The following is a 23634-nucleotide window of genomic DNA, read 5'->3' as shown; positions in this document are numbered from 1 at the left end:
TAAGTAATACAATATATTCTTACGACGGATTTGTCAAGAGGATTTTCATTACCAATCCTTAATTTATTCCTCATGTCAGAAATAGTGGCCACCAGGTGGACACCAGTAACCAATAAGGTGGTCACTTAGTAACCTGCTTAAAACAAAGAATGTGCCTTGGCACATTCTCGCGCCTGCGGCGGTCGCTTGCGACATCTACCTTATACGCCGCAGTGCGCATCCTCGCGGAGCGTTTTTTACTTTACAGGAAAGCAATTTCCTGTAAAGTAAAAAAGGGACGCAGAAAAATCCTGCGTCCCTTAAGCTATATTATTATGCTTTATTTATTGCGTAAGAATTCATCAATTCCCTTTGCTGCAGTTTTTCCTGCACCCATGGCAAGGATAACGGTTGCTGCTCCGGTTACTGCATCTCCACCGGCGTATACGCCATCTTTGGAGGTTGCTCCGGTCTCTTCTTCTGCAATGATACATTTTCTGCGGTTGATGTCCAGACCCTTGGTAGTGGATGAAATCAATGGGTTTGGAGAGGTACCAAGAGACATGATTACGGTATCTGCCTCGATTTCGTATTCAGAACCTGGAATCTCTACCGGGCTTCTTCTTCCGGATGCGTCCGGCTCACCTAATTCCATCTTAATGACACGACAGCCTTTTACCCAGCCGTCTTCGTCTACTAAGATTTCAGTAGGGTTCTGCAGAAGGTCAAAGATAATGCCTTCTTCTTTTGCATGATGTACTTCTTCTTTTCTTGCAGGAAGTTCTTCCTCGCCACGACGGTATACGATATGTACCTCTGCGCCGAGACGTTTTGCGGTACGGGCTGCATCCATTGCAACGTTACCACCACCAACTACAACAACTTTTTTTCCGGCTTTAATTGGTGTGTCATAGTCATCACGGAATGCTTTCATCAGGTTATTTCTGGTTAAGAATTCGTTTGCGGAGAATACTCCCATTGCCTGCTCGCCAGGGATTCCCATAAATCTTGGAAGTCCTGCACCGGAACCGATAAATACAGCTTCGAATCCTTCTTTTTCCATTAATTCATCAATGGTAACTGCTTTACCAATGACAACGTTGGTCTCAATCTTAACGCCTAAAGCTTTTACATTTTCTACTTCTGCTGCAACTACTTTTGACTTTGGAAGACGGAATTCCGGAATACCGTAAATTAATACTCCACCGGCTTCATGTAATGCTTCAAAAATAGTAACATCATAGCCAAGCTTTGCCAAATCGCCGGCACAGGTAAGACCTGCAGGGCCGGAACCGATAACTGCTACTTTATGTCCATTTAATTTTTCTGCTTTCTTAGGCTTGATTCCATGCTCTCTTGCCCAGTCAGCTACGAAACGCTCTAACTTACCGATTGCAACCGGCTCACCTTTGATACCACGGATACATTTTCCTTCACACTGGCTCTCCTGTGGACATACACGGCCACATACAGCAGGAAGTGCAGATGATTCACTGATAATATGATAAGCTTCTTCGAAGTTGCCTTCTTTTACCTGTGCAATAAATGCCGGAATATTAATGGAAACCGGACATCCTTTCATACACTGTGCATTTTTACAGTTTAAGCAGCGTTTTGCTTCTGCTACTGCTTCTTCTTCATTATAGCCAAGACAAACTTCTTCAAAGTTTGCTGCACGTACCTCTGGCTCCTGTTCACGTACAGGTACTCTTGTTAATCCTTCCATTATTTGTCACCTCCGCACTGACCGCATCCGCCATGATGGGTATCGCCTTCCTGCAATTTTAACATTGCACGGCCTTCTTCTGTCTTATACTGAAGCTGTCTCTTCATTGCCTGGTCGAAATCTACCTGATGTCCGTCAAATTCCGGTCCATCCACGCATGCGAATTTTACTTCGCCGCCAACCATAAGACGACATGCTCCACACATTCCGGTTCCATCTACCATAATCGGATTCATGGATACAATAGTTGGAATGCCAAGCTCCTTGGTCAGTTTACAAACAAATTTCATCATAATCATTGGTCCGATAGCAACACAATGGTCGTAACGGACACCTTTATCCCATAATTCCTGTAACTGGTTGGTTCCCATTCCATGGAAGCCATAAGTACCATCATCGGTTGTTACATAAAGATTGGTTGCAACCTTACGCATTTCTTCTACCAGAATCAAAAGGTCTTTTGTCTTAGAACCCATAATAACGTCACAGTCCACACCATGCTCATGCAGCCATTTTACCTGCGGATATACAGGTGCAGTTCCAACACCACCTGCAATAAATACGATCTTCTTTTTCTTTAAATCTTCTATATCTTCCTCAATAAGGTCGGATGGGCAGCCCAGTGGTCCAACGAAATCCTGGAATGCATCTCCTTCCTCTAAATATGCCATACGCTCTGTGGAAGCTCCAACTGTCTGGAATACAATTGTTACAGTTCCTGCTTTTTCATCATAATCACAGATAGTAAGCGGAATACGCTCACCTTCTTCATCGATTTTCACGATTACAAATTGTCCTGGCTTTGCAGACTTTGCAACACGCTCTGCTTTGACATCCATAAGATAAATCTTATCTGCCAGCTTTTCCTTTTTTATAATAGGATACATACTATACCTCCATACTTTGTTTACATCAACTCGTGGAATTCCAGACCACTAGATTTAATCATATAGGAAAAGTGTCAGAAAATCAACATTTTCCGACACTTGTTTCTTAAAAAAAATTTACCAATTTCAATTTTTACTGTGCAGACATCAATATTCTGTCATTGTCAAGACGCTTTCCTGCCTGGATGCGGAACTGCTCCAAAAGGCTGTCTACCGTCATTTTCTTCTTCTCTTCATCCTTTAAATCAAGGACAATATTTCCGGAATCCATCATCAGAATCCGGTTGCCAAGCTCTAGTGCCTGATGCATATTATGGGTTACCATAAGACAGGTAATATGATGCTCTGCAATAATTTTTTTCGTCAGTTCCAATACTTTCTCTGCGGTTGCAGGGTCAAGTGCTGCCGTATGCTCATCCAAAAGAAGAATCTTCGGGGTCACCATCGTTGCCATCAGAAGGGTAAGTGCCTGCCTCTGACCGCCGGATAACAATCCCACCGGCTGCTTCATTCTGTCTTCCAGACCCATATCAAGCTGGGATAACAGTTCTCTGAATTTTTCTTTATCGGATTTACGGATTCTGCTGAAAAATGCATTTTCTTTTCCGGATGCACGAAGATATGCCAGTGCCATATTTTCTTCAATGGTCATATGTGGTGCTGTTCCCTTTAACGGGTCCTGAAACAGATGACCAATGACTTTACTGCGCAAAAATTCTTTCTTATATGTAATATCCTCTCCATCTAGAATAATCTGTCCTTCATCTACATAGAACGCACCTGTAATCGCATTAAATGTAGTTGATTTTCCTGCCCCATTACTTCCTACGATTGTAGCAAAATCTCCATCTTCAAGAACCAGGTTCAAATCACACAATGCTTTCTTTTCATTTACGGTTCCCGGATTAAATGTCTTAGATACATGCTTCATTTCTAACATTATCGGTCACCTCCCATTTCCTTTGTATTTGCTTCCGCCAGACGCATATTGTCTTTTAATTTCTTCTGTGCTGCGCTCTTCTGTCTGACAAACGCTACCTTCTTCTTTAAGAACGGGAATGCAATTGCAATTGCTACGATAATTGCAGAAACCAGTTTCAGTGCCTCTGCCGGAACATTCAGTCTTAATGCAACGGCTACTAAGAAACGGTACAGGCAGCTTCCTAATACAACGCCTAATACTCTGCGGAACATGGAGCCTTTTCCGATAATGGATTCTCCGATAATCAGGCTGGCAAGTGCGATGGTTACCATACCGGTTCCAAGGTTGATATCGCAGGATTTCTGGTACTGTGCCAGTACACCGCCGGATAATGCAGTCATTGCATTGGCTACACAAAGACCTACGGTAATCGTAAAGGATGGATTAATGCTGGAGGCTTTTACCATGTCAGCATTATCACCGGTTGCCCGGATGGAAAGACCTAATCTGGTATTTAAAAATGCGGATAAAATCACGCCGATTACCAGTACGATTAATGCTGCCACAATCAGTTTATACCAGCCACCACCAATGGCATTTTTTGCCATGGTAAATATGGTATTGCAGTTAAACAGGTTCACCTGGGAAGCAAATCCCATGACTGCAATATTAATGGTATAGAGTCCCGTATTTACAATGATTCCTGCCAGAATTGATTCAATTCCAAGCTTTGTCTGCAGAAATGCTGTGATAAATCCGGAACATACACCGGCTAACATTGCTGCTGCCAGTGCCAGAATCGGATGACCCTGTATCGTTACCATGGCACATACGGCACAGCCTAAGGTAAAGCAGCCATCGGTTGACAAATCTGCAATATTTAATATGGAAAATGAAACAAACAATGCCAGTGCAACCAGGGCGTATATACACCCTAGCTCTAATGCACTTTGTAAAATGGATATTGTAAATATGGAGCCCATTCTTTAATCCCCCTGACTATCTTATCATACTATCGTTTTATCTTTTTATTCAAACTCTTCTGCGGTCTGAATCTCTACTACTTTTTCACACATACCGTCAAATACGCTGTAATCAATTCCAAGCTGGCTTGCCACATCTGTATTTACAGTTGCGATTCCGTTGCTCATGGTCTGTACTGCTGTTGTTGCAGGATCTTTCCCATTTACCAAAATATCTACTACAATATCTGCTGTTGCAGTACCAAGGTCAACATAGTTTACACCGAATCCACAGAAAGCTCCGTTTAATGCGAAGGAGTCAGCTCCTGCATAATGCGGAATGCCTGCTTCTGCAAATTTCTCATAAATTGCAAGTTCTGCTGTCATTACGGTGTTATCGGTTGGTGTAAATACGGCATCTACACCGGCTGCAACTAATGCATCTGCTGCAAGAGAAATTTCATCATTGGTTGTTCCTGTTTTTTCTACATATTCAACGCCTTTTTTATCAAGATAATCTTTTGCGTCCTGAATTGGAACAGTGGAAGAATCCTGACTCTTATTATATAAAAGACCTACTTTTTTAATGTCTTTATTTGCTGCAAACATTAAGTCCATTACTGCTTCTGTATTTAATGCATCCGATGTTCCGGTGATATTGGAACCAGGTTTATCCATACTTTCAACAAGTCCTGCGGTAACCGGATCACTGACTGCAGAGAATACAACCGGAATCTGATTTTCTTCTGTTGCTGCCTGCATAATCATTGCGGTTGGTGTTGCGATTGGAATAATCACATCTACATCTTCTGCAACCAGGTCTGTTGCAATCTGGTTTAAGGTAGAAGAATCTGCCTGACCATTGTAAGTATAATCTTTATAATCAAAAGTAACACCGAGCTCTTTTGCTTTTGCATCCAGCTCTGCTTCTACTGCTTTCTCAATCTGATTTAAAGAAGCATCATCTACATACTGTACGATACCTACTTTATAAACTTTACCATCTGCTGCAGCCTTCTCTGTTGTTGCTGCATCATTGGATGCACTGTTGCTTCCGCATCCCGCCATTGCTGCTACTGCCATAGCCATTGTTAATACTGCTGCCATCATTTTCTTCTTCATAATTACTACCTCTTCTTTCTTATATGATTTATTGTTGTTCATAAGAGAAAGCGCTTTTACTGTTTTCCAACAGTAAAAAACCGCCTCAAGCTTATGCTTGAGACGGTAATAAAATCTTATTATCGCGGTACCACTCATATTGACGAATTGTCCACTCATTCATGTACGAATCATACATGCCGGATTGGTAACGGGTTCGGTTCCCGGTGACGCCTACTGTTAATTCAGGCCACCCTCGAAAGTCCATTCAGCAAAATCTTCCATACTGCAATTCCACCACCTGCAGCTCTCTTTGATTTCCAATCAAGCTTACTACTCTTTCTCAACGGTTTCTCTTATTGAAGTTAGAATAATACTTTTCTTTCTCATTGTCAACACTTTTTTATGAGAAATATACCAGTTCATCTTCCGGCTTTTCTGCCGGCTCGATGGATACCGGATAAAGGACAGGTCCTTTTCCTCTGTATTCCTTGGCAAATTCCACATGAACTTCTGCGGTAATATTTATCCATGATTTGTGACCGATTTCTTCCGACTTCGGATATTTGCATTTAAATCCTAAGAACTGGACATCCTCTACACAACAGGTCATGGCAAAACGTCCCGGCACGAACATGCCCTTCCTGCTCATCTTTTCCGGATTATATACCAACGCAAGGAATTTAATTTTCTTGCCATCGTATTTCTTCGGATTATCCTGTGCATCCATATACCAGATTGCATAATCTGCATCGGTAATATCAATGACATCTGCATTGATGTCAAATGGCAGTTCTTCATCGGCACTCTCATCAATCGTTCCATCGGCACGCTCGTATACAATCTGTGCCGGACGATTCTGTGCTTTTACTGCACGACGGAACTTGCCCTTTGGTGTATTGTCATCACAACGGTTAAAGATTACTACGTCTGCCTTAAATAACTGCTCCATAATCATGGCACGCATATTGGCAAGATACATTTCAAATGTAGTGGCATCTACGGTTGCCAAAGACTGTACGATTACCCAGCCATCCGGCATCTTTGTCTCAAGCAACGTAGCAATATCCCAGGTACCGTTATACTCAATAAAAATCTGCTCCGGTTTGTATGTCTCCTGAATCTTCTGCAAGGTTTCTGTTGTAAAATCTTCCTGCTCCTCAATCATCGCAACCTTCGCATTAATGGTATTTAATTTTGCTTCATCATATTCTTCATCACCGTCTTCACAGACAATAATTACCGTACGGTTGTCCCCGCCGAAATCATTTTCAAAAAGTGTTTCTTTGATTAATGTGGTCTTACCGCTATCCATAAATCCGGTAAATAAATATACTGGAATCTCCTGCATGGTTTCCCCTTTCCTATCTGACGGGCATTATGCAATGCCGAATAATTCTTCAATCTTGTGTTCGTCAATCTTAGAACCAATGACACAGAGTCTTCCGGTGTAATCCGGCTCTCCGTCTCTTAATTCATACTCGCCTGGAACCATATCAAAGTAAATCCAGGAACCATTGACATCCTCTACCATTCCTTTTGCACGGAGAATCATACCATACTCTTCGCTCTCGGATAAGGTCTTTAATACCTCTTCAATCTTCTCACGGGTAAATTTATGCGGAGTCTCTTTGCCCCAGCTTGTAAATACCTCATCTGCATGATGGTGATGATGATGTTCGTGGTCATGGTCATGGCATCCGCAGGTGCAGTTCTCATCATGTTCATGATGATGCTCGTGCTCTTCATGGTCATGGTCGTGCTCCTCATGATCATGATCGTGATGATGCTCATGCTCCTCATGGTCGTGATGGTGCTCATGCTCTTCGTGGTCATGGTCATGATGGTGTTCATGCTCATGTTCTTCCTCTTCTGCTTTATGATGTGCCTCTGCAAGAAGTTTCATCTCAAGAGAATCCTGTCCTTCCATAACTTTGAGAATCTGCTCACCTTTGATGGCATCCCAAGGAGTTGTAATGATTGCAGCCTTGCCATTTAATTCCTGCATCTGTTTTACGCAAAGCTCTAACTGCTCCGGTGTTGTGCTCTGGGTTCTGCTTAATACGATTGTTGTTGCAAATTCAATCTGGTTATTGAAGAATTCGCCAAAGGCTTTCATCTGTTTGGATGCTTTCTTTGCATTTACAACTGTAACCAGTGCATTTAATTTCACATCCTGCTCTTTTTCCACATCAATAACAGATTTCATTACGTCAGAAAGTTTACCAACTCCTGACGGCTCGATTAAAATACGGTCCGGATGGAATTTAGTAATTACTTCATTTAAGTTCTTTCCAAAGTCTCCTACCAGGGAACAGCAGATACATCCTGAGTTCATCTCGGTAATCTCAATGCCGGAATCCTTTAAGAATCCGCCGTCGATACCGACTTCACCAAATTCATTTTCAATCAGTACCAGCTTCTCACCAACAAAAGCCTCTTCTATCATTTTCTTGATAAATGTGGTCTTTCCAGCTCCTAAGAAGCCTGAAATAATATCAATTTTTGTCATTTTAACATCCTTCTTTCTAATAATTAAAGTGTATTTCACACTGAATTGATTTGTCTACCTATTGCAATATAGCAGAAAAAGTAAAATTTCTCAAGCAAACCGCGTGAACTTCATACAAATTTTATAAATAGCTTTTCTCAATATCAATGGGTATGATAAAGCCCTGCATAAATTCCATTCCGTGCAAGCAGCTCCTCATGGGTGCCCTCTTCTTCGATTCCCTGCTCAGTCAGCACCAGAATACGCCCTGCATTTTCTATCGTAGAAAGCCTGTGGGCAATTACAAATGTTGTCCGGTTCTTTGCCAGTTTCTCAAGCGATTCCTGTACCACTTTTTCACTTTCATTATCCAGTGCCGATGTTGCTTCATCAAAAATAAGTATCGGCGGATTCTTTAAAAATACCCGGGCAATGGAGAGCCGCTGTTTCTGACCGCCGGAAAGTTTTACACCCCGCTGTCCGATATCTGTATCATAACCATCCGGCAGTGATAAAATAAATTCATGGGCATTGGCATTCTTTGCTGCCTCAATGACTTCTTGCCTTGTCGCATCCGGTTTGCCATAAGCAATATTTTCAAAAATGGTTCCGGCAAACAAATAAACATCCTGCTGGACAATGCCAATGTGGTCTCTTAAACTTTTTAATTTATAGTGGCGGATATCACAGCCATCAATTAAAATTCTGCCCTCTGACACATCATAAAATCTTGGTATCAGGCTGCAAAGGGTTGTCTTTCCGGCACCTGAAGTTCCCACCAGTGCCACATAGCTTCCTGCCGGAACTTTCAGATTTATATGCCTTAAAACGCGGCTTAAATGTTCTTCATACCGGAAGGAAACATCCTGAAATTCTACTTCTCCCCGCACATTTTCCATGACAATGGCATTTTCCTCATCCGAAATATCCGGTTCAATGGAAAGAATCTCCATAAACCGTTCAAAACCGGAATATCCATTCTGGAACTGCTCGGTAAAATCAATCAGTGTCTTAACCGGCTCGGTAAATACATTGATGTATAAAAGAAACGTAATCAAATCTGTAATACTCACACTGCCGCCCGGAATCCACAGTGCTCCGGCAATCACCACTACTACGGTAATCAACGTGGTAAATGCAGTCAGTCCCGCCTGATAGCCGCCCATAAAGAGATAACTGTTCTTCTTGGCATCTAAGAAACCTTTGTTTCCGCGGCTGAATTTTTCCTGCTCGACTTCTTCATTAGCAAAGGATTTTACTACGCGGATACCGGAAAGGTTGTCCTCAATCTGGCTGTTGATATCCGCTATCTTAATACGGTTCTGCCGGAACGCCTTTTTCATACGCTTATTAAAGAAATATGCATACGCTATCATAAACGGTACCAGTGCAAATGCCGCCACTGTAAGCTTCGGACTGATTCCCATCATAATAACAAATGCACCAATTATCTTAATCAGGGAAATCACGATATTTTCCGGTCCATGGTGCAGCAGTTCACTGATATCAAAAAGGTCTGTGGTAATCCGTGCCATCAGTTGTCCGACCTTCTGATTATCATAAAATGCAAAGGACAGTTTCTGATAATGTGCAAATATTTCTGCCCGCATATCATATTCTATTTTTGCACCCATTACATGACCATTATTAGAAATATAATAATTGCTGTAACACTGGACTGCTACCAGCACTACCATAAACAGTGCAAGTTCTCCAATTGTTTTTACTGCATCCTGCTGTGGCAGATATACCACGGTTGATGTAATATAACGCACAATCAGCGGAATCACCAGTGCCGCCACTGCTGCTAACAATGCAAAAAACATATCGGTAAAAAATACGCCAAGATATGGTTTATAATAAGAAATCATTTTCTTTAAATTCTGCTTCATCTGTCTATCCCTCTTGCCTTTACCAGCTTATTTTTCATCACAACTGTCCATCTTATACTGTTTCTTTTGCAAATGCAAGTTTCTTTATGCTACAATGACTTTTATAAACGTGGCGGATTGAAAAAGCTGCCTGCATAAAATAATTTCGGTTATCCGGAGGATATTTGTTTATGGGATGGAAAATGCCAGTTGTTCTTAGCTGCATGTTTTGCTTGATGATAAACTGTCTTTCCGCTTGCTTTGACCGGATATCTGCACTGTCCGCCGGGTGCGGATGCGGTATAAGACCTGTAAGGGGCACTAGGAATTTCGGCAGGCAAAATATTTTGTCCGGCAACCGGTGCAAATTCACATCCATGTTCATATGCACCTCGCTGGCACGTCCATGTACCAGCGTTGCCTGTTGCCGGACGAAATTCCAAGTGCCCCTAACAGCCCTTCTTAGGCATCCGCACTTCGACGGACGGTACAGATAGACTGTCAAACATTGGAAAGACGGTTTTTACAGGCAAAAGCAAAATATGCAGCTTAGAACTACGGTATTTTATATCCAAAACAAATATCCTTTGGATAACAGAATTATTTTAGCAAGTGCTCCCGTTGTCAATCCACGCCTTCTATAAAATAATTGTAAGGAGAAGAAAACATGACATATGTACTTCTTGTAGATGATGATACAAGTATCGTTTCCAATTTACGCACTTTCCTGAATCAGGAGGGTTTTCAGGTTACTTCTGCGAATAACCAAAAGGAAACCATCGATTTATTAGATTCCGGGCAGTATCACTTTGACTTAGCGCTGCTTGATGTCTCCCTACCGGATGGAAGCGGCTTTTCTTTGTGCAGTGCCATCAAGGCAAACTCTGATATTCCTGTCATTTTTCTGACAGCATCGGATGATGAATATAGTGTGGTTGCCGGGCTTGACCTTGGTGCCGACGATTATATTTCCAAGCCCTTCCGGCCGAGAGAACTGATTTCCAGAATGAACAGTGTTCTCCGTCGCTATCACCGCGGCAGCCAGCCGTTGGAATATCATGAACTGAAAGCTGATACCGTACGTGGACTGGTCTATAAGAATAATGTGGAACTGACGCTTTCTGCTTTGGAATACCGGCTGCTCCTACTCTTTCTTTCCAACCAGGGCATTGTCCTTACACGAAGCCGGCTCTTAGATGAACTTTGGGATATGGCAGGGGAATTTGTAAATGATAATACCCTTACCGTCTACATCAAAAGGCTCCGGGAAAAAATCGAAGCCGACCCGGCACACCCGGAATATATCAAAACCATCCGCGGACTGGGCTATAAGCTTGGTGACTAATTGAACTGCAGAAAATGACTGTTATAAATATGAGTACCATAATAACCGATGAAAATGTATTTTCTCAAAGGAGTCTATATGAAATTTTTACGCAATCCCGAAATCAAAAAATGCCTGTTTCTGCAACTGCTTGTATGCTTTATCTTTGCAGGCATCGGATTTTATTTTGATACCATCTGTGGTGTAATCATCCTTTTTTCATCACTTATTTTCATTCTTATTTTTATTATTTTCACCAGAAAACGTTACCGGAAGGTGGAATCCTTAAGTCAGCAGTTAGATGCGATGCTGCACAGTAACAGCAGTGGTGATTTCAGCGACTATATGGAAGGAGAACTTGCAATTTTACAAAATGAGCTTGCCAAGCTGACCAGACGCCTTGCGGAACAGAATCAGGCTCTTGAAAACGATAAAAAATATCTTGCGGATGCCATGGCTGATATTTCCCATCAGCTCCGCTCTCCCCTTACTTCCATCCGCCTTTTGCTGACTCTCTTAAAAGAGCCGGCTCTTTCCGATGAGAAGCGAAGGGAATCCCTGCGGGAATTATCCATGCTAATTGACCGGATGGACTGGCTCATTGAAACTTTGCTGAAATTATCTTCCATGGACGCAGGAACCATTACTTTTCACCAGACCAAAACCTCTGTCAAAGAACTGCTCTCCGCTGCGGCTGCACCTTTGCTCATTCCACTAGAGCTTCGCGACATCCAGTATCATGAAACCATAGAGCCGAAGGATTTTTCTTTTTCTACGGATTTACGATGGACGGCGGAAGCCCTTGGAAATATCTTAAAGAACTGCATGGAGCACACGCCTTCCGGTGGCAGGATTGATGTTACGGTTACCGACAATCCAATCTATGTTTCTATCGTGATTGAAGATAATGGAAGTGGTTTTCTGCCAGAAGATATTCCGCATCTTTTTGAACGCTTTTACAAAGGAAAAAATGCCACCGGCCAGAGCATTGGCATCGGTCTTTCCCTCTCCCGTATGATTGTTTCCAAAGAAAACGGAACCTTAAAAGCAGAAAACCGTAAAGAAGGCGGTGCACGTTTTATCCTGAAATTCTATAAAAAGTGACAGAACTGTCACTGAAAAGTCATGCTCCTGTCATCCGGGATGCTTATACTTCTCATTAGAATCGCATCAAATGGAAAGGAGTTACTTATGGAAATCTTACGAGCTGAAAATCTTACCAAAATCTATGGAACAGGAGAAAATCAGGTGGTTGCCCTAGACCACGTTTCTTTTTCTGTCAACAAAGGCGAATTTCTCGCTATCATCGGGCCATCCGGTTCCGGCAAATCCACACTGCTTCACATTTTAGGCGGTGTCGATACACCAACCTCCGGCAAAGTCTATATGGAGGGCACTGATGTCTACGCGCAAAAGGAGGAACAGCTTGCCATCTTCCGCAGACGGCAGGTCGGGCTGATTTATCAGTTCTATAATCTGATTCCGGTACTGAATGTCATTGAAAATATGACACTTCCTGTCCGCATGGATGGACGCCCGGTCAACAAAGAGCATTTAAATGAACTGCTGGAAATTCTCTCTTTAAAAGGGCGGGAAAATCATCTTCCAAACCAGCTTTCCGGTGGTCAGCAGCAGCGTGTCTCCATCGGCCGTGCTTTAATGAACGCTCCTGCTGTTGTCTTAGCCGATGAGCCTACCGGAAACTTAGATTCCAAAAACAGCCAGGAAATTGTGGAACTCTTAAAATATTCCAACCAGAAATTTAACCAGACCTTAATTGTCATTACCCATGATGAAAACATTGCCCTTCAGGCAGACCGTATCATTGCCATCGAAGACGGTAAAATTACACGGGACGAGGTGATTCGTGCATGAATATCTTTCACAAAATCACACTCACCAATTTAAAAAAGAATAAAACCCGTACCATCGTCACGATTATCGGAATTATTCTCTCTACTGCCATGTTTACTGCAGTTACCAGCAGCATCAGTTCCCTTCATGCATTTATGAAGGAATATACCATTGATACAGAAGGCTGCTGGCAGGGTGCCGCTTTTCATGTCACCCCATCAGAAGCAAAAGATTTCCTCTCCCATGACGAAATCGAGTCTTCTGTTTCTTTAAAATATATTGGATATGCCAATCTTACCGATTCTGCCAACCAATACAAACCATACCTTTATATCTGCGGTGTAACGGATGATGTTACTACTCTTCTTCCGGTACACATCACGAAAGGACGGATGCCGGAAAACGATTCTGAGCTTCTGCTTCCAGAGCACCTTGCCTATGACGGAGGCATTGCTTATAACTTAAATGATGAAATTACCCTGGATGTCGGAGAACGTGTCGATGAAGACGGTTTTGTTTTAGATAATAACACTTCACTGCTTGGTAATAAGTCAGAAAAAGCAAAAGACGGAAAAGTAATTCCGTTAGAAACCATCACAAATACGGAACCAAAAACCTATCAGGTGGTAGGTTTTTACAGCAGACCTTCCTTTGAAAGCTTTCATGCTCCGGGTTATACAGCACTGACTCTTTCTTCTGCCCGGACATCCTATCAGGATATTTACTTCTGTCTTCATAACAGCAAGGATGTATCCAGTTTTTTAGAGCAGAATGCACCATATTCTTATACCATGAACTATGATTTACTGCGGCTTGACGGAGCATCCATGGAGGATTCCTTAAACCGCACCGTCACCAGTCTTGCGGTTATTTTGATTGCAATTATCGTACTTGGGTCTATCTCACTGATTTATAATGCATTTTCCATTTCTATCAGCGAACGAACCAGACAATTTGGTCTGCTTTCATCCCTTGGTGCAACCAGACACCAGATGATTCACAGCATCCTGTTTGAAGCGGCTTTCCTGTGTCTTATCGGTATTCCGCTTGGAATCTTCTTCGGTTTAGTTGGCATTGGCATTACCTTCTATTTCACTGGTGATACTCTTGCCATGCTGTACCGAAGCGAAACCACACTGCACCTGACCCTGCAGCCATCCGTTGCCGGAATTTTGCTTGCCGTCACCCTCGCTTTTATTACGGTATTGATTTCTGCTTACCTGCCGGCACGGAAATCCATGAAGTTATCTGCCTTAGAAGCCATCCGGCAGACCAGTGATATTAACATCCGTTCCAAAAAAGTGCATACATTTCCACTTACGGAAAAATTATTTGGCTTTGAAGGAATGCTTGCTGCCAAAAACTATAAACGAAGCCGCAGCAAATACCGTGCTACTGTTATCTCACTTTTCTTAAGTATTGTACTGTTTATTTCTGCCAGCAGCTTTTGTGCTTATCTGACACGTTCCGCCGGCAGCATTTATAACGGAAACGGCTATGAACTTTCCTGCACGATATATTCCGAAAATAACTATGACCCGGATACGCTTTTAACAAAAATCCGCGCTTTAGATGGTGTAGATAAGGCTTCTTACGGTGCCAGCTTCGCTGCCTGCTTTACTGTAGCCAAAGAAGACTGTTCGAAAGAATTTGAAAGTTTCTATTCTGATTATGAACAGGCTTATTACAGCAATACACTCCTGGCAGATGACTCCTGTGAGCTTACCACTTTGATTTATTTCGTGGAGGATCATTTATTTGAAGATTATTTAAAAGAAATCGGGGAAAATCCTTCCGATTATCAGAATTCTGATCATCCAACGGGTGTATTGATTGACCGGCTTCATGTATTCAATGACAAATACTATGACATTAATATTTTCGCCAATCCTTCTTCGCAGGATATTGTATTATCCGCTTTAGACGAAGATGTGAAAAATACCTGCACCGTCACCGCTGGTGCTTTCAGTGATACCATTCCTTTCGGTGTCAGTGCTCCTTCCGATAATGCAAAATTTATTTTTCCATATTCCTGTAAGGATGCTCTCTGGCAGGCACTCAGCCAGAACCCGGATAGTTCACTGGAAAATTCATACTATATAAAAACAGATAATCACAAACAGGTACAGACCGACTTAAATACACTCTTTGACAACGAAAATATTTCTGCTGATATCTATGATTATATGGATTCCATTGAAAATGAGCGTGCCATGATTACCGTTATCAATATTTTTTCCTATGGATTTATTACACTAATTTCCCTGATAGCGGCAGCCAATGTATTTAACACGATTTCTACCAATATTATTTTACGAAAACGTGAATTTGCCATGTTAAAGTCCATCGGTCTTTCTCCGAAGGGCTTCCGAAAAATGATGCAGTTTGAATGTCTGCTCTATGGCTGCAAGGGACTCCTTTACGGACTTCCGGCTTCTATTGGAATCACCTGGCTTATTTATCGGGCAGTCAGTGATGGAATCGACTTTGGATTCTTTATTCCATGGTATAGCTTTGTCATTGCCATTGGCAGTGTGTTTGTCGTCGTTGCTGCAACCATGATTTATTCCATGCGTAAGCTTTCTTCTGAAAATATCATGGATGCATTAAAAAATGAAAATTTATAAAATCTCTTTTTCTTTCAGATTATAAAAGGTAAAATCACCGGTATTTAAAAGCATTCCATTGGCATCTGTAATTTCAAATGCTACTACTGTGAGGTTCCTTCCGGGTTTTACCACTTTGGCGGTGCATGTAACATATTCTGTTGCACGCGCCGCTTTTAAATAGCGGATCTGTCCGTCCACAGTAGTCACATAATATCCATAGGTTCCTGCCGCAATTCCGCATATGGTATCCACTGCCGAATACAGTACTCCGCCGTGCAAATCTCCATAGATATTTGTAAACTCTTTTTTGAATGGCAGTTCTGCCTTTACCCTTCCAAGTTCTGCCTCTGTTATCTTCATCTGCAGCAGACTTCCAAAGGGATTCTGCTCTAATAATTTCTGGCATTCTTCTATTGTAATTTTATTTTGCATTTGGTTCCTCTTTTCTTACATGTATCTTTTATCCTTTATTTGTACCCATTTTGTGCTCATTTATGTTTTTTGTCAATGAAACAATCTATCTGACTTTTCGGATTGCCAAATCCCCATCCTATGATGTAATATATTTTGTATGGTGTATATTAAGAATTTTTCTCACCATACACTTACGCATCAAGGAGGTATCTTTATGGATCCAAAGAAACAATTTTATGAAACACTCGCTACGTCCATGATTGAAAAATTCAAGAAAAGACAGATTGACGCATATTACTGTGCCACCAAAGAAGAAGCCGTTGCACTTGCCACTTCCATGCTGCCGACACAGGCAACCGTTGGTTTTGGCGGTTCCATGACTTTAACCGAAAGTGGTATGATGGCTGCTCTGCAAAATAAGACTGACATCACTCTTTATGACAGAAGCAAAGCTGCCACACCGGAAGAAACAACTGCAATTTATCATCAGTGTCTGAATGCAGATTATTATTTTATGAGTTCCAATGCAATCACTTCTGACGGACAGCTTGTCAATATTGACGGAAATGGCAACCGGGTTGCAGCACTCATCTATGGCCCGAAGGAAGTCATCGTTATGGCCGGTATGAATAAGGTTGTAAAAACAGTTGACGACGCTCTTGACCGGGTACATAATACTGCTACTCCTGCCAACTGCATCCGCCTTAGCAAGAAAACGCCATGTGCACTCACCGGAACATGTGCCGACTGCCTCTCACCGGAGTGTATCTGTAATCAGGTTGTTATCACCAGAAGAAGTGGTATTCCGGGAAGAATCAAAGTAATTCTCATCGGAGAGGAATTAGGATATTAATACGATTTCATAAAAAAATCCGCATACCAGATATACTCTGATATGCGGATTTTTATTTTATCCTATGCTCCGGCTGTAAATGTCGGTAGTTTCTCAATGACTTCCTGCAACGGACTCCAGTTCATCAGTTCTTCCTTTTCATCCTCTCGCTTGAAAGAAATCCCATTTTCCTTTTTCTGCTTTCTCTTTTCTGCACTTTCCTGAGTTCCCGGCAGTCTGCTATAGGCACCGGATTTATGGAATTCATCTGACACCCTGTTTACTGCTGCTACAATATATTCCTTATCCGGATCATTGTCCGATATACCGGAAACAGCGGTGGATACAATACGGTTTGCTTCTTCTTTGCTCTTTGCAGTTTTCAGCTCGTTCTCCACTTCCTCTGCAATCATCTGAATCCGTATCGCATGGGCATATGCAATGGGGTCATTTCTTTGAAGCCATGAAAGTTCTTCTTTGGTCAGCTTCTTTCCAGCCTCTAATTTCCGTTTGATTTTCGCCATTTTTTCCTGTTTTGCTTCTTCACTTTCTTCTGCCACATTATTATCATAAATGCATTTCAGCATATACTGCGGCAATTCCTCCACCGTAGATACCTTCTTTGTATCCTGCTCCGTATTGGAAAATAAATTCAGTCTGACTGCCATCGCATCTCCTCCTGATTTCGTAATCTGTTCCTTGCATTTTATCTTACACTTATATATCGGAATATTTCTTCTTTTTCCATAGTCATTTGTAAATGCTTGACAGCAAGTAGCGAGAAACACGCTTTGCGAGTTTCTCGAGTAAAAAAAGACATCCGCACCGGCATTTTCCCGGATACGAATGTCTTTTCTGGTTACTTTTCATGATACTTTTCTATTTCTTTATTTCCAAGTTCCTTTTCAACTTCCTATCTGTCCCACTTATCTGCCAGAGAATTAATCTGGTCAGCAAATTTCGCAAGATCTTTATTTGGGATACCTTCATTCTTCTGAATGACACTAAGCAGCCTCTGACCCGCCGCCAGCAGTCTTGCAAACACATTAGAGGATGCCTTTGCCGGTTTGTCTTTCTTCTTTTCAACCAGTTCACGGCTTCCTTCATGAACACAGACATTTTCTAATAAGTCATAGGTATCACCACTATATGGTGCAACCGCCTGATAGCCTAATTCCGTATGCAGATGCTCTGCAAATTCATCACAGACCTTATCCTCACCATGTACCACAAAGACACGCTTTGGTGGATTTTTAAATGCAGATGCCCATTTTGTCAGCATATCACGGTCTGCATGGCCACTGATACCAGGAAGATTTAAAATTTCTGCATGTACCTGAATATTTTCACCGAAAAGTTTTACTTCTTTGGCTCCATTCAAAAGTGCATGACCCAAGGTTCCAGGTACCTGATATCCTACAAACAGAATCGTGCTTTCCGGTCTCCACAAATTATGTTTTAAATGATGGCGGATACGGCCAGCCTCACACATACCGGAAGCAGAAATGATAACCAATGGTTTCTTGCTGAAGTTAATCATTTTGGATTCATCACTGGTAACAGACGTTTTCAGTCCCGGGAATCCAATCGGATTAATACCCTGCTCCACTAATTTCTTTGCCTCATCAGAGAAGCAGTCTTCTACACTCTTATGGAAAATATTTGTTGCTTCCACAGCCAGCGGGCTGTCGATATAGGCCTCAAAATCTTCAAACTCCGGCAGCAGATGTTCTGTCTTAATCCGTCGCAGATGATATAGCATTTCCTGTGTACGACCTACAGAAAATGCCGGAATGACAAGATTACCACCTCTTGCAAATGTCCGCTTAATTACTGCCGCAAGTTCCGGTGCATAATCCGGCGGATCTGCATGTATCCGGTCACCATAAGTTGATTCAATCAATACATAATCTGCTTCATCGATAAACTGCGGATTTTTAATCAATGGCTTATTGCCATGACCGATATCTCCGGAAAATACAATTTTCACAGTCTTATCTTCTTCCGTCAGCCATACCTCAATGCTGGATGAACCAAGAAGATGTCCTGCATCTACAAACCGGATTTTTACTCCATCACAGATTTCAATGATTTTATTGTAATCACATGGTACAAAATGCTCTAAAACCCCCTGTGCATCATCCATATCGTAAAGAGGCACTACTTCCGGTAATCCGGCTCTCCTGGCCTTACGGTTTCTCCACTCTGCTTCAAACATCTGGATGTGTGCACTGTCCTTTAACATGATATTACAAAGTTCGCTGGTTGCTGTTGTCGCAAATATCTGTCCCCGGAATCCATGACTATACAGCAATGGAAGTAAGCCTGAATGGTCGATATGGGCATGTGTTACAAACACATAATCAATATTAGATGCATTCACCGGAATCTCCTGATTCACATATAAATCCGGTCCCTGCTCCATACCACAATCCACCAGTATCCGCTTATCCTGACATTGCAGAAAATGACAACTTCCAGTTACTTCATGTGCAGCCCCTAAAAACTCCAATAACATAATACCATCTCCTCGCCATCTCTTTATTGTCGAACTTATGATAGTATCATTTTATCATATTGGACAAAAAATGTATACATTTTATTCGTTTTTTATTCAAATCGCACAATTTCTTTCTTCAATCGTTTCATAATCTTTTTCTCCAGCCTGGAAATATAGGACTGGGAAATTCCTAATAAATCCGCCACCTCTTTCTGGGTCAGTTCATTATCATTTTTCGAATTGATGCCAAACCGCAGTTCAATAATCGTCCGCTCCCTGCCGCTTAAATGCTCAATTGCTTTATTCAAAAGCTTCTTTTCAACCTCAGTTTCAATATCCCGGTAAATGACATCTTCATCTGTTCCTAAAATATCCGAAAGTAATAATTCATTTCCGTCCCAGTCCACATTTAACGGCTCATCAATGGATACCTCTAATTTCGTCTTATTATTTCTACGCAGATACATCAGAATTTCATTTTCAATACATCGGGAGGCATAGGTTGCAAGCTTGATATTTTTTTCCGGATTAAAAGTATTAATTGCCTTGATTAATCCGATGGTTCCAATAGAAATCAAATCCTCCACTCCTACTCCCGTATTGTCAAATTTCTTCGCTATGTATACTACAAGTCTCAGATTATGCTCGATTAATTTCTTTCTTGCAGTCTCACTCTGCTCTTTCACCAATTGTCCGATACATTCCATTTCCTCTTTCGCCGGAAGCGGTGGCGGCAGCACCTCTGCCCCTCCGATATAGTGAATCTCCGTCTCCTTACGAAGCAGCATATCTTTTAAACTACGCACAATGCGAAACTGAAAATGCTCCGGTATATCTACTTTTAAATACATTACAACTCCTCTTTCCTCTCTTATTCACATTCCATCCTATAGCAGATGGCAATTTAAAATCATCTGATATTCCTTCTTTTGAAACAACGATGGACTTCCAAGTGCAATCACCGCCTGTAAAATCTGCCGCTCTTTTTTTCCTTCTTTAATATAAAGTTCTTCTACGGTAAGTGCTTCTACCAAGCCGTTTTTCTCTCCCATACTGCTAAATGGCAACAGTCGTACTACCGGCTCATCTTCCCGGAAAATCGGCATCAGAAGCTCTTTATCTATGATACTGACCGGTTTTCCCACATAGGGGTCGATCAGCAGATTTCCGGTATCATAATAGGCTTCTAACAGCAATTCATGTTCATGATAGCAAAGACGCACCTGATAAAGATGCCGGCTTCTCTCCTTTCTGCTGCGCCATATTATGGATGCTGACACAGCAATTCCCGCCGTCAGCACCATTGCCAGATAAAAATGCTGCCCATAAAAAAGGCTCTTATTGAGCCACTGCATGCAGCCTCCTGTCAGAATCGAAAACAAAAAACAGCCAAGCCAGTTTTTTATCAGAAAAGCGACTCTTTGTGTCGTATGTTTCCTCGTAAAAAATGCAATCATAACCATGCCAAGCGGAACCGGTACATACATAATCAGCCGATACAATCTATAGGATGAAAGCATCAGAAAACAAATGACTCCCATACCACTTCCAAATAAGGCAGCAAGCAGTATCCTGCCCTTATGTATGAGATTCCGCAAAAAAATGCCTGTCAGGAACAGATTCAGCACATCCATCAGGAAATTATTGACAAAAAGAACATCTAAATATATCTCATAAATACATGCCACCTCCCTTCCTTTCCTGCATTATACAAACTTTCCTCTGCATATTTTGTCAAAACAGATGCCGCCATTCTTTCATTTCATTGACAGAATCCGACTGCCCGGCAGGGAAGTTGCAAAAGAAACGTAATGCACTCTGCAAATCTTACCTACAGAAGCTGCCACCGGCAGCTTCTTACGGATGCCTGACAACGCAAAAAACGCTTAGAACAATGGCTGTCACCAGTATCTGGTACATTTCAAATGTTCTAAGCGTCGTATCATACAGGAACTTCAAATTCCTTTTCTACTCTTACACTATAATTTTATTGCTATCCTTTTCAAAATGATAGTTCTTATTTTTTGGTACTCTTTAAGAACTCCGGAATTTTAATATCCTTCTCATGAACAGTGCTTTCCGGTCTCTTTGGTTTGGTAATTCCAATAAATGGAGAAGCTGCCGGAGCCGGCTGCTGTGCAGCAGTCTGTCCCAGAGTAGATGTTGCTCCGAAACTGCTGTTGGTTGTAACATTAGCAGTACGGTTTACAAGTCCGGAATTAATGACCGGTCTGGTGGTTGCTGCTGTATTTGGATATTTCAATCCGGACATAAGATTAGAAGATGCAGTGGTTTTTGCTGCATTCTCTTCCAGTCCTGTTGCAATTACAGTAATCGTTGCAGCATCTGTCATAGTCTCATCATATTTTGCACCAAAGATAATATTTGCATTATCGCCGGCAAGATCTTCTACATAGCTTGCTGCATCATTGGCATCCATAAGAGAAATATCACCGGAAATATTGATAATAACATGGCTTGCTCCATTGATAGTTGTCTCAAGCAATGGACTGGTAACAGCCAGTTTGACTGCCTCAATTGCCTTATCATCACCCTTAGCCATACCGATACCGATATGTGCAAGACCCTTGTCCTTCATAACAGTCTGAACATCTGCGAAGTCAAGGTTAATCAATGCCGGCATATTAATCAGGTCTGTGATTCCCTGAACCGCCTGCTGAAGCACCTCATCTGCTTTCTTTAATGCATCCGGGAAGGTTGTTCTGCGGTCTACAATCTCTAATAATTTATCATTTGGAATTACAATCAAGGTATCTACATTCTCACGAAGCTTGTCAACACCGCTTAAAGCATTTACCATTCTTGCTTTTGCTTCAAATTTAAACGGCTTAGTTACAACACCAACGGTAAGAATTCCCTGATCCTTTGCAATCTTTGCCACAACAGGAGCTGCTCCTGTACCGGTTCCGCCACCCATACCACAGGTTACGAATACCATATCTGCACCTTCAATAGCTGCTGACAACTCTTCCATACTCTCTTCTGCAGCTTTGGCTCCAACCTCCGGCTGTGCTCCTGCTCCAAGTCCTTTGGTAAGCTTCTCACCAATCTGAATCAACGTAGGTGCTTTACATAAAAGTAATGCCTGTTTATCGGTATTTACTCCAACAAACTCAACACCACCAATATTTTCATCAATCATTCTATTTACTGCATTATTACCTGCACCACCAACACCAATTACAATAATTTTAGCACTGGATTCTGCTTCTGTTGTTTTAATTTCAAGCAAGGTAGTTCCTCCTTCTCTCCCTCATTCTATATGTAATCTATGAGAAATCTGCTTTACAGATTTCTCATAAAAAGTATGCCTTTATTTACTCATATACTCTATCATATAATTTTTCGTAAAAATAATCAACCTATATTTTCTGTTTTTTTGAAAAAATTACGCCGTCTTTTCAAAAGTAATATCTGTGGTATCTTCTGTCCAGTCTTCCAGATGAAGAATGCCTGTAAGTCCTTCCAGATTTGGCATAATTTTCTCCATACGAACTACTTTTTCCGTAAGGCTGGTTGCCTGTCCAAGATTCACCGTAATCGTTCCGTACTGCAGGGTTACATTTCCCTGGTCATCATAATTGATGGTATCCGGAACCAGATTATACTTCTTTAAGGTCTGGGTTACTGCCAGCAAATCCTTTAGGGTATCTTTTCCGCTTACGTCAAGCTTTTCATAAAGTACTGCTTCCCCACAAGCCAGTCCGGTAATCTGCGGTACTCCTTCGATGACATCTGTAGACATTTCCACTACAAAGCCATCTTTGTCAAAATAGACATTCTGTCCCAGGGAATCCATATATAAGTAGCCCAGCAGTCCTTTTTCATATACTTCTACATGAAGGGTATGCGGTGATTTGACACTCACCTCCATCGTATCAATAAACGGAACTTTCTGTGTATCAAAGAAACGATATTTAAAATATACATATAATGTATTCCAGGAATAGTCATCATTTAAGACCCATTCCTTAATCTGCTCATCACTGTATAATTTATTGCCTTCTACTTCGACATTTTTTACGGTAAATACCTTGATTACAATGAGTGCTGCCAGTGCCAGAATCAACAGTGTAGTCAGAAATCCAATCAGGATATGTTTTCTTCTTCTCTTCTTTCTGCGTTCTTCTCGTATCATATC

General features: G+C 41.7%; 21 protein-coding genes and 1 other annotated feature. Of the genes, 5 read left to right on the top strand and 16 right to left on the bottom strand.

All coding sequences use genetic code 11. The features are described from left to right. Positions 1 to 319: 319 nt before the first annotated feature. From gltA to DXB39_RS01140, 9 genes are all read right to left on the bottom strand, one after another. Positions 320 to 1705, bottom strand: coding sequence for an NADPH-dependent glutamate synthase (gene gltA / locus DXB39_RS01180; RefSeq protein WP_022243346.1), 1386 nt, complete (start codon positions 1703 to 1705; stop codon positions 320 to 322). Next, entirely contained in the window at positions 1705 to 2592 is an 888-nt protein-coding gene (locus DXB39_RS01175; protein WP_117841189.1) for a sulfide/dihydroorotate dehydrogenase-like FAD/NAD-binding protein, read from the bottom strand. Before DXB39_RS01175 ends, gltA begins: the two co-directional genes overlap by 1 nt. A gap of 133 nt (positions 2593 to 2725) precedes the next feature. After that, positions 2726 to 3532 carry an ABC transporter ATP-binding protein gene (locus DXB39_RS01170; RefSeq protein WP_022243348.1) on the bottom strand — a complete coding sequence of 269 codons (807 nt, stop codon included), beginning with the start codon at positions 3530 to 3532 and terminating at the stop codon, positions 2726 to 2728. Continuing rightward, positions 3532 to 4497, bottom strand: coding sequence for an ABC transporter permease (locus DXB39_RS01165; RefSeq protein ID WP_022243349.1), 966 nt, complete (start codon positions 4495 to 4497; stop codon positions 3532 to 3534). The genes DXB39_RS01170 and DXB39_RS01165 overlap by 1 nt, the downstream gene beginning before the upstream one ends. 45 nt (positions 4498 to 4542) lie before the next feature. After that, positions 4543 to 5598, bottom strand: coding sequence for an ABC transporter substrate-binding protein (locus DXB39_RS01160; RefSeq protein WP_117698297.1), 1056 nt, complete (start codon positions 5596 to 5598; stop codon positions 4543 to 4545). 95 nt (positions 5599 to 5693) lie between these two features. Next, positions 5694 to 5933 (bottom strand) — a binding site (T-box leader). Positions 5934 to 5980: 47 nt separating this feature from the next. Next, the gene (locus DXB39_RS01155) at positions 5981 to 6928 is read right to left on the bottom strand and encodes a TIGR03943 family putative permease subunit (protein WP_022243351.1); all 948 of its coding nucleotides are present in this window, start codon (positions 6926 to 6928) and stop codon (positions 5981 to 5983) included. Between the two features lie 27 nt (positions 6929 to 6955). Continuing rightward, positions 6956 to 8089 (bottom strand): CobW family GTP-binding protein, encoded by a 1134-nt coding sequence (locus DXB39_RS01150; RefSeq protein WP_117841190.1) that lies wholly within the window; start codon positions 8087 to 8089, stop codon positions 6956 to 6958. 143 nt (positions 8090 to 8232) lie between these two features. Beyond that, positions 8233 to 9960, bottom strand: a complete 1728-nt coding sequence (locus DXB39_RS01145; RefSeq protein WP_117841191.1) for an ABC transporter ATP-binding protein — start codon at positions 9958 to 9960, stop codon at positions 8233 to 8235. 52 nt (positions 9961 to 10012) lie between these two features. Beyond that, on the bottom strand, positions 10013 to 10318 hold the full coding sequence (locus DXB39_RS01140; RefSeq protein ID WP_117947029.1) for a hypothetical protein: 306 nt from the start codon (positions 10316 to 10318) through the stop codon (positions 10013 to 10015). 288 nt (positions 10319 to 10606) lie between these two features. On the opposite strand from DXB39_RS01140, the gene DXB39_RS01135 reads away from it, so the two are divergent. The 4 genes from DXB39_RS01135 (at position 10607) to DXB39_RS01120 (ending at position 15744) form a co-directional block, all read left to right on the top strand. Further along, positions 10607 to 11284 (top strand): response regulator transcription factor, encoded by a 678-nt coding sequence (locus DXB39_RS01135; protein WP_117841193.1) that lies wholly within the window; start codon positions 10607 to 10609, stop codon positions 11282 to 11284. Positions 11285 to 11362: 78 nt separating this feature from the next. Continuing rightward, positions 11363 to 12367 carry a sensor histidine kinase gene (locus DXB39_RS01130; RefSeq protein ID WP_158561515.1) on the top strand — a complete coding sequence of 335 codons (1005 nt, stop codon included), beginning with the start codon at positions 11363 to 11365 and terminating at the stop codon, positions 12365 to 12367. Between the two features lie 87 nt (positions 12368 to 12454). Continuing rightward, positions 12455 to 13138, top strand: coding sequence for an ABC transporter ATP-binding protein (locus DXB39_RS01125; protein ID WP_117698304.1), 684 nt, complete (start codon positions 12455 to 12457; stop codon positions 13136 to 13138). Then, the gene (locus DXB39_RS01120; RefSeq protein WP_117841195.1) at positions 13135 to 15744 is read left to right on the top strand and encodes an ABC transporter permease; all 2610 of its coding nucleotides are present in this window, start codon (positions 13135 to 13137) and stop codon (positions 15742 to 15744) included. The genes DXB39_RS01125 and DXB39_RS01120 overlap by 4 nt, the downstream gene beginning before the upstream one ends. Here the strand turns inward: DXB39_RS01120 and DXB39_RS01115 are convergent. Next, positions 15739 to 16158: a PaaI family thioesterase gene (locus DXB39_RS01115; protein WP_117698306.1), complete on the bottom strand. Its 420-nt coding sequence runs from the start codon at positions 16156 to 16158 to the stop codon at positions 15739 to 15741. The genes DXB39_RS01120 and DXB39_RS01115 overlap by 6 nt on opposite strands. 196 nt (positions 16159 to 16354) lie before the next feature. On the opposite strand from DXB39_RS01115, the gene DXB39_RS01110 reads away from it, so the two are divergent. Beyond that, positions 16355 to 16993, top strand: a complete 639-nt coding sequence (locus DXB39_RS01110) for a lactate utilization protein (RefSeq protein WP_117698307.1) — start codon at positions 16355 to 16357, stop codon at positions 16991 to 16993. A 62-nt stretch (positions 16994 to 17055) separates the two neighbouring features. Here DXB39_RS01110 and DXB39_RS01105 read toward each other — a convergent pair whose 3' ends face one another. The 6 genes from DXB39_RS01105 to DXB39_RS01080 form a co-directional block, all read right to left on the bottom strand. Next, on the bottom strand, positions 17056 to 17640 hold the full coding sequence (locus tag DXB39_RS01105) for a hypothetical protein (protein WP_117698308.1): 585 nt from the start codon (positions 17638 to 17640) through the stop codon (positions 17056 to 17058). 245 nt (positions 17641 to 17885) lie between these two features. Next, on the bottom strand, positions 17886 to 19490 hold the full coding sequence (locus DXB39_RS01100; RefSeq protein WP_117841196.1) for an MBL fold metallo-hydrolase RNA specificity domain-containing protein: 1605 nt from the start codon (positions 19488 to 19490) through the stop codon (positions 17886 to 17888). Between the two features lie 92 nt (positions 19491 to 19582). Then, positions 19583 to 20323 (bottom strand): RNA polymerase sporulation sigma factor SigE, encoded by a 741-nt coding sequence (gene sigE, locus DXB39_RS01095; RefSeq protein WP_022243362.1) that lies wholly within the window; start codon positions 20321 to 20323, stop codon positions 19583 to 19585. A gap of 36 nt (positions 20324 to 20359) precedes the next feature. After that, complete coding sequence (locus tag DXB39_RS01090; RefSeq protein WP_117841197.1) at positions 20360 to 21160, bottom strand: sigma-E processing peptidase SpoIIGA; 801 nt, start codon at positions 21158 to 21160, stop codon at positions 20360 to 20362. 329 nt (positions 21161 to 21489) lie between these two features. Next, a complete protein-coding gene (ftsZ, locus tag DXB39_RS01085; protein WP_022243364.1) occupies positions 21490 to 22725 on the bottom strand; it encodes a cell division protein FtsZ in 1236 nt (411 codons plus the stop codon). A gap of 156 nt (positions 22726 to 22881) precedes the next feature. After that, the gene (locus DXB39_RS01080) at positions 22882 to 23631 is read right to left on the bottom strand and encodes a cell division protein FtsQ/DivIB (RefSeq protein WP_117841198.1); all 750 of its coding nucleotides are present in this window, start codon (positions 23629 to 23631) and stop codon (positions 22882 to 22884) included. Positions 23632 to 23634: the final 3 nt, after the last annotated feature.

Origin of the sequence: Roseburia sp. OM03-7AC, from assembly GCF_003462625.1 — a bacterium.
Classification (GTDB): domain Bacteria; phylum Bacillota; class Clostridia; order Lachnospirales; family Lachnospiraceae; genus Roseburia_C; species Roseburia_C amylophila.
Note: the sequence above shows the minus strand (reverse complement) of the source record. Positions and strands in the feature narration are given on the sequence as shown.

What these genes read in the sequence shown, in the direction of transcription:
- gltA (WP_022243346.1), bottom strand. Translation starts at nt 1,705, where the DNA reads ATGGAAGGATTAACAAGAGTACCTGTACGTGAACAGGAGCCAGAGGTA.
- DXB39_RS01175 (WP_117841189.1), bottom strand. Translation starts at nt 2,592, where the DNA reads ATGTATCCTATTATAAAAAAGGAAAAGCTGGCAGATAAGATTTATCTT.
- DXB39_RS01170 (WP_022243348.1), bottom strand. Translation starts at nt 3,532, where the DNA reads ATGTTAGAAATGAAGCATGTATCTAAGACATTTAATCCGGGAACCGTA.
- DXB39_RS01165 (WP_022243349.1), bottom strand. Translation starts at nt 4,497, where the DNA reads ATGGGCTCCATATTTACAATATCCATTTTACAAAGTGCATTAGAGCTA.
- DXB39_RS01160 (WP_117698297.1), bottom strand. Translation starts at nt 5,598, where the DNA reads ATGAAGAAGAAAATGATGGCAGCAGTATTAACAATGGCTATGGCAGTA.
- DXB39_RS01155 (WP_022243351.1), bottom strand. Translation starts at nt 6,928, where the DNA reads ATGCAGGAGATTCCAGTATATTTATTTACCGGATTTATGGATAGCGGT.
- DXB39_RS01150 (WP_117841190.1), bottom strand. Translation starts at nt 8,089, where the DNA reads ATGACAAAAATTGATATTATTTCAGGCTTCTTAGGAGCTGGAAAGACC.
- DXB39_RS01145 (WP_117841191.1), bottom strand. Translation starts at nt 9,960, where the DNA reads ATGAAGCAGAATTTAAAGAAAATGATTTCTTATTATAAACCATATCTT.
- DXB39_RS01140 (WP_117947029.1), bottom strand. Translation starts at nt 10,318, where the DNA reads ATGGATGTGAATTTGCACCGGTTGCCGGACAAAATATTTTGCCTGCCG.
- DXB39_RS01135 (WP_117841193.1), top strand. Translation starts at nt 10,607, where the DNA reads ATGACATATGTACTTCTTGTAGATGATGATACAAGTATCGTTTCCAAT.
- DXB39_RS01130 (WP_158561515.1), top strand. Translation starts at nt 11,363, where the DNA reads ATGAAATTTTTACGCAATCCCGAAATCAAAAAATGCCTGTTTCTGCAA.
- DXB39_RS01125 (WP_117698304.1), top strand. Translation starts at nt 12,455, where the DNA reads ATGGAAATCTTACGAGCTGAAAATCTTACCAAAATCTATGGAACAGGA.
- DXB39_RS01120 (WP_117841195.1), top strand. Translation starts at nt 13,135, where the DNA reads ATGAATATCTTTCACAAAATCACACTCACCAATTTAAAAAAGAATAAA.
- DXB39_RS01115 (WP_117698306.1), bottom strand. Translation starts at nt 16,158, where the DNA reads ATGCAAAATAAAATTACAATAGAAGAATGCCAGAAATTATTAGAGCAG.
- DXB39_RS01110 (WP_117698307.1), top strand. Translation starts at nt 16,355, where the DNA reads ATGGATCCAAAGAAACAATTTTATGAAACACTCGCTACGTCCATGATT.
- DXB39_RS01105 (WP_117698308.1), bottom strand. Translation starts at nt 17,640, where the DNA reads ATGGCAGTCAGACTGAATTTATTTTCCAATACGGAGCAGGATACAAAG.
- DXB39_RS01100 (WP_117841196.1), bottom strand. Translation starts at nt 19,490, where the DNA reads ATGTTATTGGAGTTTTTAGGGGCTGCACATGAAGTAACTGGAAGTTGT.
- sigE (WP_022243362.1), bottom strand. Translation starts at nt 20,323, where the DNA reads ATGTATTTAAAAGTAGATATACCGGAGCATTTTCAGTTTCGCATTGTG.
- DXB39_RS01080 (WP_117841198.1), bottom strand. Translation starts at nt 23,631, where the DNA reads ATGATACGAGAAGAACGCAGAAAGAAGAGAAGAAGAAAACATATCCTG.